At 72.2% G+C, this 12,758-nt stretch carries 13 protein-coding genes; 5 read left to right on the forward strand and 8 right to left on the reverse strand.

Features of this window, described 5'->3' with window-relative positions:
• Window positions 1–22: 22 nt before the first annotated feature.
• The 5 genes from ACFWBF_RS12195 to zapE all read right to left on the reverse strand — a co-directional run bounded on the left by ACFWBF_RS12195 (window position 23) and on the right by zapE (window position 5,362).
• Window positions 23–952, reverse strand: coding sequence for a polysaccharide deacetylase family protein (locus tag ACFWBF_RS12195; protein WP_385599210.1), 930 nt, complete (start codon window positions 950–952; stop codon window positions 23–25).
• Between the two features lie 17 nt (window positions 953–969).
• A complete protein-coding gene (locus ACFWBF_RS12200) occupies window positions 970–1,869 on the reverse strand; it encodes a PPK2 family polyphosphate kinase (protein ID WP_385599213.1) in 900 nt (299 codons plus the stop codon).
• A gap of 245 nt (window positions 1,870–2,114) precedes the next feature.
• Window positions 2,115–3,455, reverse strand: a complete 1,341-nt coding sequence (locus tag ACFWBF_RS12205) for an alkaline phosphatase PhoX (protein WP_385599216.1) — start codon at window positions 3,453–3,455, stop codon at window positions 2,115–2,117.
• Window positions 3,456–3,761: 306 nt separating this feature from the next.
• The gene (locus ACFWBF_RS12210; RefSeq protein WP_385599219.1) at window positions 3,762–4,190 is read right to left on the reverse strand and encodes an OsmC family protein; all 429 of its coding nucleotides are present in this window, start codon (window positions 4,188–4,190) and stop codon (window positions 3,762–3,764) included.
• Between the two features lie 62 nt (window positions 4,191–4,252).
• The gene (gene zapE, locus ACFWBF_RS12215; protein ID WP_385599222.1) at window positions 4,253–5,362 is read right to left on the reverse strand and encodes a cell division protein ZapE; all 1,110 of its coding nucleotides are present in this window, start codon (window positions 5,360–5,362) and stop codon (window positions 4,253–4,255) included.
• Window positions 5,363–5,398: 36 nt separating this feature from the next.
• On the opposite strand from zapE, the gene ACFWBF_RS12220 reads away from it, so the two are divergent.
• The 5 genes from ACFWBF_RS12220 (at window position 5,399) to ACFWBF_RS12240 (ending at window position 11,018) form a co-directional block, all read left to right on the forward strand.
• On the forward strand, window positions 5,399–6,193 hold the full coding sequence (locus ACFWBF_RS12220) for a pyrimidine reductase family protein (protein WP_385599224.1): 795 nt from the start codon (window positions 5,399–5,401) through the stop codon (window positions 6,191–6,193).
• A 135-nt stretch (window positions 6,194–6,328) separates the two neighbouring features.
• A complete protein-coding gene (locus tag ACFWBF_RS12225) occupies window positions 6,329–6,796 on the forward strand; it encodes an indole-3-glycerol phosphate synthase (RefSeq protein WP_385599227.1) in 468 nt (155 codons plus the stop codon).
• 72 nt (window positions 6,797–6,868) lie between these two features.
• Window positions 6,869–8,263, forward strand: coding sequence for a UDP-N-acetylmuramate--L-alanine ligase (gene murC, locus ACFWBF_RS12230; protein WP_385599230.1), 1,395 nt, complete (start codon window positions 6,869–6,871; stop codon window positions 8,261–8,263).
• A 23-nt stretch (window positions 8,264–8,286) separates the two neighbouring features.
• Window positions 8,287–8,721: a peptide-methionine (R)-S-oxide reductase MsrB gene (msrB, locus tag ACFWBF_RS12235; RefSeq protein ID WP_385599233.1), complete on the forward strand. Its 435-nt coding sequence runs from the start codon at window positions 8,287–8,289 to the stop codon at window positions 8,719–8,721.
• 236 nt (window positions 8,722–8,957) lie between these two features.
• On the forward strand, window positions 8,958–11,018 hold the full coding sequence (locus ACFWBF_RS12240; RefSeq protein WP_385599236.1) for a phosphocholine-specific phospholipase C: 2,061 nt from the start codon (window positions 8,958–8,960) through the stop codon (window positions 11,016–11,018).
• Here ACFWBF_RS12240 and ACFWBF_RS12245 read toward each other — a convergent pair.
• The 3 genes from ACFWBF_RS12245 to ACFWBF_RS12255 form a co-directional block, all read right to left on the reverse strand.
• Window positions 11,005–11,178: a hypothetical protein gene (locus ACFWBF_RS12245; protein ID WP_385599239.1), complete on the reverse strand. Its 174-nt coding sequence runs from the start codon at window positions 11,176–11,178 to the stop codon at window positions 11,005–11,007. The genes ACFWBF_RS12240 and ACFWBF_RS12245 overlap by 14 nt on opposite strands.
• 224 nt (window positions 11,179–11,402) lie before the next feature.
• Entirely contained in the window at window positions 11,403–11,909 is a 507-nt protein-coding gene (locus ACFWBF_RS12250; RefSeq protein ID WP_385599242.1) for a TIGR00645 family protein, read from the reverse strand.
• 158 nt (window positions 11,910–12,067) lie between these two features.
• Window positions 12,068–12,691: a hypothetical protein gene (locus tag ACFWBF_RS12255; protein ID WP_385599245.1), complete on the reverse strand. Its 624-nt coding sequence runs from the start codon at window positions 12,689–12,691 to the stop codon at window positions 12,068–12,070.
• Window positions 12,692–12,758 lie beyond the last annotated feature (67 nt).

Consider the following 12,758-nt stretch of genomic DNA (forward strand, 5'->3'; position numbering starts at 1 on the left):
CCCGGCCGGATCCGGGGCCGGGCTACTTGCCGATCAGCTCGGACACCTTCACGAAGCGGTAGCCGCGCTTGCGCAGCTCCGGCACCACCTTGCGGACGGCCTCCTCGGTGACCGGGGCGGCGCTGCGCGTGCAGTGCATGACCACCACCGAGCCGGGCTTCACCCCGGAGAGCACCTGTTCGGCCACCGCGTCGGGATCCTTGGCGAAGGCGTCCCCGCTGACCACGTCCCACTGGACGGCCGTGACCTTGGCGGCGGACAGGGCCCGCAGCGCCTGGTCGTCGTAGCAGCCGCCGGGGAAGCGGAAGTACGGGACGGTGTTGACGGCCCCCGCCTTGCGGAAGGCGGCGAAGGCCTTGTCCACGTCGGCCCGGGCGGCGGCGCCGTCGAGCGCGGGGAGCCCGTAGCAGGGGGACTTGAAGGCGTGGTGGCTGTACGAGTGGTTGGCGACCTCGAAGTTCGGGTCGGTGCCGATGGACTTCGCCTGGTCCGGGTACTCCTCGGCCCAGCGGCCCGTCATGAAGACCGTCGAGGGCACCTTGAGCGTGCGCAGCGTGGAGATGAGCTGCGGGTTGTCGAAGTGCTCACCGCCCGCGGCGCGCGGGCCCTGGTCGGAGGTCATGTCGGCGTCGAAGGTCAGCGCCACCGTCTTGTCGGTGTGCTGCTTCGCCCGCTCGAAGACCGGGGTCAGACCGTTCGGACCGGGAGCCATGGTCGGGGCCTTGCCGGGCGGACCGGCCTGCGGGGACGCGGGGGCGGACGCCGACGCGGAGGCCGGGGCGGACGCCCGGGCGGAGGCGGAAGGGGAGGCGGATGCGGGGGCGCCGGGGGTGCCCATGCGGGCCTGGCTGCCGGCGTCCGACGTGCCGGTGCCGCCCCCGCATCCGGCGAGGGCGGCACTGAGAGCTGCGACGGCGGCCACGGCCGCCGCTCTACGCGCTGAGATGGTCACATACGCAAAATATATGACTATGTGGCAAGTAGGCGTGTGCGGCACTCGCCCACGTCGAAGTCACCCTTCGGGTACTGCGGATCGATGGCCTCCAGGTGCTCCAGCAGCAGCTTGCTGATGGCCCAGTTGCGGTACCACTTGCGGTCCGCGGGGACGACGTACCAAGGCGCCACCTCGGTGGAGCACCGCTCCAGTGCCAGCTCGTACGCCTCCTGGTACGCGGGCCACGCGGCCCGCTCGTCGATGTCGCCGGGGTTGAACTTCCAGTGCTTGTCCGGATCGTCGAGCCGCTCGAGGAGCCGCTCGCGCTGCTCTTCGCGGCTGATGTGGAGGAACACCTTCAGCACGGTCACGCCGTCGTCCGCGAGGGAGTTCTCGAACCGGTTGATCTCGGAGTAACGGCGGTCCAGCTGATGGCGCGGCACCAGCTCGCGGACACGGGCGATCAGGACGTCCTCGTAGTGCGAACGGTCGAAGATGCCGATCTCGCCCGGCTGGGGGAGGGCCTTCATGACGCGCCAGAGGAAGGGGTGGTTCCGCTCCTCGGGGGTGGGCGCCTTGAAGGCCTTGATCCGGCATCCGGAGGGGTTGAAGAGGCCGATCACGTGCTTGACCGTGCCGCCCTTGCCGCTGGTGTCCATGCCCTGCAGGACCAGCAGGACACGGCGGCGGCCGCCCGCCGTACTGGCCGCGTAGAGCCGCTCCTGGAGGGAGGCGAGGGGTTCGGCCATCCGGGCGGTGGCCGCGACGCCGGCGGCCTTGTCGCGGGGGCCGGCCGGGGTCGCGGAGGGGCGGAGGGCGGCGAGGTCGACGCGCTCACCGGCGGGTACGCGCAGGAGCGGGCCCAGGGGGGTGTCGCGGCCGGACTTCCCGGCGCCCCGGGCCGCCTTCTCCCCGCGCTGTTCCTTCTTCGCCACCGCCACCCACCTCGGTCCCGTCCCGTCGTCTGCCTCCGATCCTCCGGCAGACCGAACGAGAGCGCGAGGTGTCCGCTCACGGCACCAGTGCTGTGGCCGGAAAGGTTTGCCGGGGCGCGTCGTCCGGTGCGGTGCATCGCAAGGCGGAGGACCGCGTCTCGTACTGGACGTACTTGCGCGGTCCGACAACGCGGCGAGGTGCCGTACCGGGCGGCGCGCCCCGGTGAACCTTTCCGGTCGCAGCACTAGCGCCAGGGCCCGGTCACGGCGAAGGTGGTTCCGGGCTGGTAGGCGTTGACGTACATGGTCCGCCGGTCGGGCGAGAAGGTCACCCCGGCGAACTCCCCCCACTCCGGGGCCCCGGGCCGCCCGATGTCGTCGGCGTTGCGGGCCATCGGGTAGACCTCGCCGTCCAGGGCCACCCCGAACACGTACTGCGCGCCGCCGCCGTCCTCGCAGACCATCAGCCCGCCGTCCGGGGCCAGGCAGATGTTGTCGGGGGAGTCCCCGGGGAGCTGGACGTCGGCGGCCGGGCCGAAGACCACGTCCAGCCGGATCCGGTCGCGCAGCGGGTCGTGGAACCACACCTGGCCGTGGTGGTCGGCGGGGGAGCCCTCGCTGCCGCGGGCGTAGCTGGAGACGAAGTGGACGCCAAAGTCCCCCCAGTAGCAGCCCTCCAGCTTCTGCGCGTGCGTGATTCCGCCCCGCCCGAAGTCCTGGAGCCGGACGGGGGTCACGGCCGCCGAGGGGTCCGGTACGGGGACCCACTCCACCGGGAACTCGGCCCCGGGCTCGTCCACCACGGCGAGGTTCGCCACGCCCGGCACGCGCATGGCCTCCAGGGCGCCGCCGGCCCGCAGCGAGCCGAGACCGCCGAGCGGCCGCTCGGGCAGGAAGCGGTAGAACAGGCCGAAGGGCTCGACGAAGGCGTCCTCGGTCTCGTACACGACCCCGCGGTACGGGTCGACGGCGACGGCCTCGTGCGCGAAGCGGCCCATCGCGGTGAGGGGCACCGCGCCGGAGCGGTGCGGGTCGGCGGGGTCGACCTCGAAGACGTAGCCGTGGTCCTTGGTGTAGCCGGAGGTGCCGGTGCGGTCCTCGGTCTCCTCACAGGACAGCCAGGTGTTCCAGGGGGTACGGCCGCCCGCGCAGTTGACGGCGGTGCCTGCGAGGGCGACGCGCTCGGCCGTGACCTGCCCGGCGGGGTCGAGTTCGAGGAGGGTGCAGCCGCCGAGCGCGGCGGGGTCGTACGTGAGGCCGTCGACGGGCGGCACGCGCAGGGTGGCGTAGGTGCGGTTCTCGTGGTTGCGGACCAGGCGGACCCGGCCGGGGGCGCCGCCCGCGGCGAAGGCGGCCATGCCGTCGCAGTTGGCCGGTACGGTGCCTTCGCCGGAGCGCAGGGGATCGCCGGCGCGCGAAAGCACGCGGTACGTGAACCCGGCGGGCAGGTCGAGCAGGCCGGCGGGGTCGAGCACGAGCGGGCCGTAGCCGCGGGCGGCGGGGGCGGCCGTGGCCGGCCCGGCGAAGAGCGCGCCGAGCGCCCCGCCGAAGGTGACGCCGAGCAGGCTGCGTCGGGTGAGGGACATCTGCAACTCCCGGCGGTGGTACGGGCCATGCGACCGCCCCGTGTTACCACGCCGCCGGCCCCGTGACGCTCCCGCCGCGCCGCGCCCCTCCGGGGGGTCGCCTGCGGGCCTGCGTGGTGCGGGGCGGCACGGGAAAATCCAGCCTCGCCGGTGTTTGAGGCGGAGCCCGCGCGGACCCGAGCCCGGGCGGTACCGCCCCCGTCCGGCGCAGCCGAACCGGGCCGACCACCGAGCCCCCGGCAGGGGACCCGGCGGCCGAAGCCGAGCCGCCGAGCCCCTGGCAGGGGCAGGCGGGGTCAGGCGGGGTCAGGCCAGCTTCGCGCTCAGCGTGATCGTCGTGCCCGTCAGAGCCTGGCTGACCGGGCAGTTCTGCTTCGCGTCCTGCGCCGCGGCCACGAACGCGTCGTTGTCGAGGCCCGGCACCTCGCCCTCGACGGTCAGGTGGATGCCGGTGATGCCCTTGCCGGGCACGAAGGTGACGGCGGCCGAGGTGGTCAGCTTGGCCGGCGGGTTGCCCGCCTTCGCGAGACCGTTCGAGAGAGCCATGTTGAAGCAGCTGGAGTGCGCGGCGGCGATGAGCTCCTCCGGGCTGGTCCGCCCGTTCGCCTCCTCGTCGGTGCGGGCCGGCCAGGAGACGGGGTAGCTGCCGAGGCCGGACGAGTCGAGCGTGACGACGCCCTTGCCTTCGAACAGGTCGCCTTCCCAGACGGCGTGTGCGTTGCGGGTGGCAGCCATGGTGGATCCCTTCGCAGAAGCGGAAACGGCCGGTCCGCGGAAACGGGCCGGCGTCACCAAACCTACTGGGACACCAGGGGCTTCGCGTCGCGTGCCAGGGCGGTGAGCCGCGAGATGGCACGGAAGTACTTCTTGCGGTAGCCGCCGTTCAGCATCTCGTCACTGAACAGCCGGTCGAAGGGGACCCCCGAGGCCAGCACCGGTATCTCGCGGTCGTACAGGCGGTCCGCCAGCACCACCAGCCGCAGCGCCGTCGACTGGTCCGGGACCGGGCCGACATCCGTCAGGCAGACCGCCGCCATGCCTTCGGTCAGGGCGCCGTAGCGGCTCGGATGCACCCGCGCCAGGTGTTCCAGCAGCCCGGGGAAGTCGTCCAGGCTCGCGCCCGGGGTCGCGTACGCGGCCTTGGTGACCTGCTCGTCCGAGAAGGGGGCCGGGGCCTCGGGCAGGCCGCGGTGCCGGTAGTCCTGGCCGTCGATGCGCAGCGGCCGGAAGTGCGCGGACAGCCCCTGGATCTCCCGCAGGAAGTCCGCGGCGGCGAACCGCCCCTCGCCCAGCTTGCCGGGCAGGGTGTTGGAGGTGGCGGCCAGCGCCACGCCCTGCTCGACCAGACGGCTGAGCAGGGAGGAGACGAGGACGGTGTCGCCCGGGTCGTCGAGCTCGAACTCGTCGATGCACAGGAGACGGTGCCCGCCCAGGGTCTGCACGGTCTGCTGGAAGCCCAGCGCGCCGACCAGGTTGGTCAGCTCCACGAAGGTGCCGAAGGCCTTCAGCGCGGGCTCGGCCGGAGTGGCGTGCCACAGGGAGGCCAGCAGGTGGGTCTTGCCGACGCCGTAGCCGCCGTCGAGGTAGACGCCGCGCGGCCCGGCCGGAGCCGCGTTCCTGGGGGTCCTCGCGAACCACCGCCGCTTGCCGGCGCCGGTGGCGTGCGCCCCGCCCAGACCGGCCGCGAAGCCGCTCAGGACGGTGACGGCCTCGGTCTGGCTCGGCTGGGTCGGGTCCGGGTCGTACGTGTCGAAGCGCACCGAGTCGAACCGGGGCGGCGGCACCATCTCGGCCACCAGCCGTTCGGCGGGTACCCGGGGCTCGCGGGCGCACAGGGCCAGCGGCCCCGCGTCGGCTATCGGAGGCCGGCCGGAGAGGGATCCGGAGGGCGAGAGTGATGTTGACACAGCACTCAACTCTACGGGCCGTGGCACACTGCACCGATGCGACGCCTGTTCCCTGTGACCGATCAGACATCAGCCCCGGACCCGGCTTCGACCCGCGATGTGCTCGACCGCGAGTGGTCGCTGGACGAGCTCGCCGACGCGTACGCCTACCCGGCGATCGGGCCGGACGGCCACTGGCTGCGGGCCAACATGGTCTCCACGCTGGACGGCGCAGCCCAGCACGAGGGCCGCTCACAGCCCATCTCCGGCGAGAGCGACATGCGGATCTTCGGCACCCTGCGGGCGCTGGCCGATGTGGTGGTCGTGGGCGCGGAAACGGTTCGCCAGGAGGGCTACCGCCCCGCGCGGGCCCGGGAGGCCTTCGAGGCCCGCCGTGCGGCCGCCGGACAGGGCCCCGCGCCCGCCATCGCCGTGGTCACCGCGAGCCTGGAGCTGGACTTCTCGCTGCCGCTGTTCACCTCGCCGCTGGTCCCCACCCTGGTGGTCACGGGCGCCGGAGCCCCCGCCGACCGGATGGCGCAGGCCCGCAAGGCCGGGGCCGAGGTCCTGCTGGCGGGTGACGGCGCCGCGGTGGACCCGGCCCGCGCCGTGCAGGTGCTCGCGGAGCGCGGGCTGCGCCGCCAGCTGACCGAGGGCGGGCCGAGGCTGCTGGGCCAGTTCGTGGCCGCGGACGCGCTGGACGAGCTGTGCCTGACGATCTCGCCGATGCTCACGGCCGGTGCTGCCCAGCGGATCTCCGCAGGGCCCTCAGTCACGGTTCCGCACCGGCTCGCGCCGGCCTGCGTACTGGAAGAGGCCGGGTTCCTCTTCACGAGCTACCGTCGGATCTGACAAGGGGCGGAATTTGTCGTTCCGCTTAGCTTCCGTTGGGCACATATATCTCCGCAGGCCCCGTGCCACAGCGGGGCAGGATGGTTTCCGCAGGGGCCGGCCGGCCGGCCTCGGCCCATGAAGGAGAGGGCGTCCGTGTTCACGAGCGTATTGATGATCGAGCAGCCGCTGACCCCGGTCGACGTGGACTTCGTCACCACCCTTCACGGAGACGAGTCGGTCTCCTTCGTCGTCCTCATGCAACCCCGCGGCGACCGGGACCGGCTGCTGCGCGCCATCGACGACGTAGCGCTCGGTGAGCTTCCCGACGCCATCCGCGAGGGCGACGAACCCGAGGGCGACGCGGCCCGCGGCCCCGCCGAGCTGGCCCTGGAGCTCTCCCTGGCGGCCCTGCGCAAAAAGGGTGCGAAGGCCGTCGGGCAGATCGTCGAGGACCACCCCCTCGACAAGCTCAAGGCGGTCGTCGAGGAGACCGGCGCCGACGAGGTGATCGTCCTGACCGCCCCGCACTACGTGGAGGAGTTCTTCCACCGGGACTGGGCCTCCCGGGCGCGCCACAAGGTCGGCGTTCCGGTGCTCAAGCTCTTCGCCCACAAGGAATAGGGTGTAAGCGGCCGAACCCGCGCACCCGTGCCCCCCGGCTGCCCGCACGTACTCGATCCTGGAGCGACCTGAATGAAGCCCGGCCTGCCGACCGCCATGGAACGGCCCCACTTCATCGGCATCGGCGGCGCCGGCATGTCCGGCATCGCGAAGATCCTCGCCCAGCGCGGAGCAGAGGTGGCCGGCAGCGACGCCCGGGACTCCGAGACCGCCCAGGCGCTGCGCGCCCACGGCGCCACCGTCCACCTCGGGCACGCCGCCGGCCACCTCGCCGACGACGCCACCTGCGTGGTCGTCTCCAGCGCCATCCGCGCCGACAACCCCGAGCTGGCCCGCGCCGCCGAACTCGGCATCCCCGTCGTGCACCGCTCCGACGCCCTCGCCGGCCTCATGGACGGGCTGCGGCCGATCGCGGTCGCCGGTACGCACGGCAAGACCACCACCACCTCGATGCTGGCGGTGTCCCTGTCGGCCCTGGGCCTGGACCCCTCGTACGCCATCGGCGGCGACCTGGACGCCCCCGGCTCCAACGCCCACCACGGCGAGGGCGACATTTTCGTGGCCGAGGCGGACGAGAGCGACCGCAGCTTCCACAAGTACACCCCGCGGGTCGCGATCATCCTCAACGCCGAGCTCGACCACCACGCGAACTACGCGTCGATGGACGAGATCTACGAGTCCTTCGAGACCTTCGTCGGCAAGATCGAGCCGGGCGGCACCCTGGTCGTCGCCCACGGCCAGGCCGGCGCGGCCGAGATCGCCGGGCGGGTCCGGGGCAACGAAGGCCTGACCGTCGTCACGTACGGCGAGGAGCCCGAGGCCGACGTCCGGATCATGAAGATCACCCCGCGCGGCCTGACCAGCGAGGTCACCGTCGTCATCGACGGCCGGATGCTCACCTTCACCGTCTCCGTCCCGGGCCGCCACTACGCGCACAACGCCGTCGCGGCCCTCGCCGCCGGTGTCGCCCTCGGCATCCCGGCGCACAACCTCGCCTCGGCCCTCGGCAAGTACACCGGGGTCAAGCGCCGCCTCCAGCTCAAGGGCGAGGCGGCCGGCGTACAGGTCATCGACTCCTACGCGCACCACCCCACCGAGATGACCGCCGACCTGGAAGCCATCCGCGGCGCCGCCGGGGACTCGCGGATCCTGGTCGTCTTCCAGCCCCACCTCTTCTCCCGCACCCAGGAGCTCGGCAAGGAGATGGGCCAGGCCCTGACGCTGGCCGACGCCTCCGTGGTCCTGGACATCTACCCCGCCCGCGAGGACCCGCTCCCCGGGGTCACCAGCGAGATCATCATCGCGGCCGCCCGGTCCGCGGGCGCCGACGTCACGGCCGAGCACGACAAGGGCGCCGTCGCCGACGTCATCGCGGGAATGGCCAAGCCCGGCGATCTCGTTCTCACGATGGGCGCGGGCGACGTCACGGACCTCGGTCCGGACATCCTCGCCCGACTGTCGAGCTGAAGATCCGAGGGAGCGGGAGAGTCATGTCGTACGAGGTCGAGAAGACGGACGAGCAGTGGCAGGCGGAGCTGACCCCGTCCGAGTACCAGGTGCTGCGCCTCGCCGGCACCGAGCCGGCCTTCCGTGGTGAGTACACGGACACCAGGGCGGAGGGGGTGTACGCCTGCCGCGCCTGCGGCGCCGAGCTCTTCCGCTCCACGGAGAAGTTCGAGTCGCACTGCGGCTGGCCGTCCTTCTTCGACCCCAAGGACTCCGAGGCCGTCGAACTGAAGGCGGACGTCGCCCACGGCATGGTCCGCACGGAGGTCCTCTGCGCCACGTGCGGCTCCCACCTGGGCCACGTCTTCGAGGGCGAGGGCTACCCCACCCCGACGGACCAGCGCTACTGCATCAACTCCATCTCCCTGCGCCTGCATCCCCAGGCGCAGACCCCCGAGGCACAGACCCCCGAGGCCTGACCCGCTGCCACCAACGACCACTGCTCCAGGGCCGGTTCCGCTTCGCGGGGCCGGCCCTTCGGCATGACCTGATCCGGACGCCGAGAAGGGGAAGCGGGCGTGAACCGGTGCGCGAGGGGTTCCGTTCTCCTGGTGTACGGCGCAGTGTCACGCAAGCAACTCCGGCAGGTACACCGGGGGCGCTGTTCTTGGGGCGCCCCTCGACACCCCCCTCACCCCGTAGAGGTCGTCACGCCATGGCAGAACTGAACCGCCGCAGGTTCCTGCAGATCGCAGGCGGCAGCGCCGCCGCCGCGATGCTGAACGAGAGCATCGCGCGCGCCGCCGCCATTCCGGCGCAGGGCAGCACCGGAACGATCCAGGACATCGAGCACATCGTCGTGCTCATGCAGGAGAACCGGTCCTTCGACCAGTACTTCGGCTCGATGAAGGGCGTACGGGGCTTCGGTGACCCGCGGCCCGTCCTGCAGGACAACGGCAAGTCCGTCTTCTACCAGTCCAACGGGACGAAGGACATCCTCCCCTTCAACCCGCAGGTCAACGACCTGGGCATGCAGTTCGTCGAGGGTCTGAACCACGACTGGGCCGGCGGGCACCAGGCGTACAACAACGGCAAGTACGACAAATGGGTGCCTGCCAAGACGGCCACCACCATGTCGTACATGACCCGGAACGACATCCCGTTCCACTACGCGCTCGCGGACGCCTTCACCGTCTGCGACGCCTACCACTGCTCCTTCATCGGTGCCACCGACCCCAACCGCTACTACATGTGGTCGGGGCACACGGGCAACGACGGCGTCGGCGGCGGCCCGGTCCTCGGCAACCAGGAGGCCGGGTACGGCTGGAAGACCTACCCCGAGCGCCTGGAGGCGGCCGGCGTCTCCTGGAAGATCTACCAGGACATCGGCGACGGCCTGAACGCCGCCGGCTCCTGGGGCTGGATCAGCGACTCCTTCCGCGGCAACTACGGCGACAACTCCCTGCTGTACTTCAACAGCTACCGCAATGCCCAGCCGGGCAGCGCCCTGTACGAGAAGGCGCGCACGGGCACCAACGCCAAGGCGGGCGAGGGCTACTTCGACAAGCTGCGCGCCGACGTGGTGAACGGCACCCTGCCCCAGATCTCCTGGATCGCCGCGCCCGAGGCCTTCAGCGAGCACCCGAACTGGCCCGTCAACTTCGGCGCCTGGTACATCTCGCAGGTCCTCGACGCGCTCACCGCGAACCCGGCGGTGTGGGCGAAGACCGCCTTCTTCATCACCTACGACGAGAACGACGGCTTCTTCGACCACGTGGTGCCGCCGTACCCGCCGACGTCCTCGGCCTGGGGCCTGTCCACCGCCGACGTGTCCAAGGACCTGTACGCCGGTGGCGGCGGCTACACGGCCGGGCCCTACGGGCTGGGCCCGCGCGTCCCGATGATCGTGGTCTCCCCCTGGAGCAAGGGCGGCTACGTCTGCTCCGAGACCTTCGACCACACCTCCGTGATCCGCTTCATGGAGAAGCGCTTCGGCGTGCAGGAGCCCAACATCTCGCCGTGGCGCCGCGCCGTCTGCGGTGACCTGACCTCCGCCTTCGACTTCAGCAAGGCGGACGCCTCCCCGGCGGCCCTGCCCTCCACCGCGGGCTACATCCCGCCGGACCACAACGCCCACCCGTCCTACCACCCCGTCCCGCCGGCCACCGGCGCCCTGCCGAAGCAGGAGGCGGGCGGCAAGCCGACCCGTGCGCTGGGCTACAGCCCGTACGTGGACGGCAAGGCGACGACCTCCACCGGCAAGTTCACGCTGACCTTCTCCAGCGGCCCGTCCCTGGGCGCCCACTTCCACAGCACCGCGGGCAACCGCACGGACGGGCCCTGGCCCTACACGGTCGAGGCGGGCAAGACCCTGTCGGACACCTGGAGCACCAGCAGCTCCACCGGCAACCAGATCAACCTCACGGTCTGGGGCCCGAACGGTTTCCTGCGCACCTGGAAGGGCCCGGCCAAGAAGGCCGGACCCGAGGTCACCGCCCGCCACGTCGACTCCACCGGCAGCCTGGCCCTCACCCTGACCAACACCGGCAGCGCCGCCGTCAACCTCACGGTGACCAACGCCTACGGCGGGGCCGCCCAGACCTTCAAGGTCAACGCCGGCGCCACGGTCGCCCACACGGTCGACCTGCGCACCACCGGCCGCTGGTACGACGTCAAGGTCGTCTCCGACGCCGACACCACCTTCCTGCGCCGCTTCGCCGGCCACGTCGAGACGGGCGCCCCCGGCGTCTCCGACCCGGCGCTCAAGACCGTCTGACGCGGTCGTCCGGCGTACGCAGCAGCCGCCGCTCCAGGACCGCGAGGTCGCCCGGGCGGTGGCTGCGGGCGTGCCGGAGCAGCAGGTCGCGGGCCGTGTCGGGGACCTGGCGGCGGCGGGGGTGGCGGGTGGTGAACTCCTCGCTCGCGAAGAACCGCACGGCGCCTTCGAGGCCCGCCCGGTCCGTCTCCCGTACCGCCCGGGCGAGTTCCTCCGTGGACGCCCGGGCCAGCAGCCGCCCGGGGACCCCGGGTCGAGCAGCCGGCCGCGCCCGAGGTCGGGATGGAGGCTCTCGCAGTACTCGCCGACCGTGCAGACGCGGCCGTCTTCGACCGCGTGGGTCGTATCGGTGGCGGCGACCTCGCGGAGCCCTGGAGGCCCGAGTCAGTGGTCCGCGGCCTTGGGGAGCAGGCGGTCGATCAGGGCCAGTGCGATGGCCGAGACGATGAAGGCCAGGTGCACGATGACCTGCCACATCGTCTGTTCCCAGCGCCAGTTGGCGCCGGTGATCTCGATGAAGGACTTCAGCAGGTGGATCGAGGAGATCCCGATGATCGCCGTCGCCAGTTTGACCTTCAGCACGTTGGCGTTGACGTGGCTCAGCCACTCCGGTTCGTCCGGGTGGTTCTTGAGGTTGACCCGGGCCACGAAGGTCTCGTACCCGCCGACGATCACCATCAGCAGGAGGTTGGCGACCATCACCACGTCGACCAGGCCCAGCACGATCAGCATCGTGCGGGTCTCGTCGAGGGAGTCGATGTCGCCCACGAGGTGGGCGAGTTCCTTGAGGAAGATCCAGACGTAGACCACCTGGGCCACGATCAGGCCCAGGTACAGCGGCAGCTGGAGCCAGCGGCTGACGAACATCAGGGCACCGATGCGGTGCCCCATGGTGGGGGAGGGTTTGACGGGAGGCGCGGGCGGCATGCGGGACTTTCGACGGCAGGTCACGGGACCCTTCCAGGCTGCCCTCCGCCCCGGTCCGAAGACCTCGGCCGGAGGTACGGAAGTCCCGCGCCGCCTCCACCGATCGGACTCCCCCCAGAGGGCTACGGCCGCTTTCGCGCCCTGCGGCGGCGCAGGAGTACGCCGACGGCCGCGCCGGCCAGGGCGGTCACGGCGACCCCGGCCGCCGTCCACCAGGCGGCGCTGCGGTCCGTGGCGCCGGGCTCGGCCGCGGGCGTCGGGGAGGGGGGCCCGGCCGGGGACTGCGCCGGCGCGGGGGCCGACGGCGGGCTCGCCGACGGTGTGGCGGGCGCCGGTGTGGCGGGCGCCGGGTCCACCACGGGTACGGCCACTTCGCGGTCCCCGTGCCCCAGAGCCGGGAAGCCGACGTCCACGCTCACCTTCCAGCTGCCGGGCGGCAGTGTCTCGGCGGTGCTCCACCCGGCGGGCGGCGCGGCCGGATCGCGGACCAGGCGCCAGGGCCCGAGCGTGCGTGCGCCGTCGCCGCTCACCGCGTTCACGGTGGCGGCGACCGCGGACTCGACGGCGTCCCCGTCGTTCTCCCAGGTGACGTCGGCGGTGACGTGGCCGCCGCGCTGGCCGGTGACCACCACCTTCACGTTGTCGCCGTGGGCGTGCGCCGCGGCGGGGGACAGCAGGACCAGGCCGAATGCGGCCAGGGAGGCCAGGGAGGTCAGGGAGGCCGGGAAAGCGGTTCGTCTGTGCATCGTCGCTGTGCTCCGGGTGGGGTGAGGGGGAGGAAGGGGCCGGCTGGACGGCCGGGGGAGGCGGCCG

The sequence above is a fragment of the Streptomyces sp. NPDC060028 genome, from assembly GCF_042736725.1.
Lineage (GTDB): Bacteria > Actinomycetota > Actinomycetes > Streptomycetales > Streptomycetaceae > Streptomyces.

Coding starts and splice junctions, on each gene's coding strand:
- ACFWBF_RS12240 (WP_385599236.1), top strand. CDS start 8,958: ATGGCAGAACTGAACCGCCGCAGGTTCCTGCAGATCGCAGGCGGCAGC.
- msrB (WP_385599233.1), top strand. CDS start 8,287: ATGTCGTACGAGGTCGAGAAGACGGACGAGCAGTGGCAGGCGGAGCTG.
- ACFWBF_RS12250 (WP_385599242.1), bottom strand. CDS start 11,909: ATGGGGCACCGCATCGGTGCCCTGATGTTCGTCAGCCGCTGGCTCCAG.
- ACFWBF_RS12220 (WP_385599224.1), top strand. CDS start 5,399: ATGCGACGCCTGTTCCCTGTGACCGATCAGACATCAGCCCCGGACCCG.
- ACFWBF_RS12255 (WP_385599245.1), bottom strand. CDS start 12,691: ATGCACAGACGAACCGCTTTCCCGGCCTCCCTGACCTCCCTGGCCTCC.
- murC (WP_385599230.1), top strand. CDS start 6,869: ATGAAGCCCGGCCTGCCGACCGCCATGGAACGGCCCCACTTCATCGGC.
- ACFWBF_RS12205 (WP_385599216.1), bottom strand. CDS start 3,455: ATGTCCCTCACCCGACGCAGCCTGCTCGGCGTCACCTTCGGCGGGGCG.
- ACFWBF_RS12210 (WP_385599219.1), bottom strand. CDS start 4,190: ATGGCTGCCACCCGCAACGCACACGCCGTCTGGGAAGGCGACCTGTTC.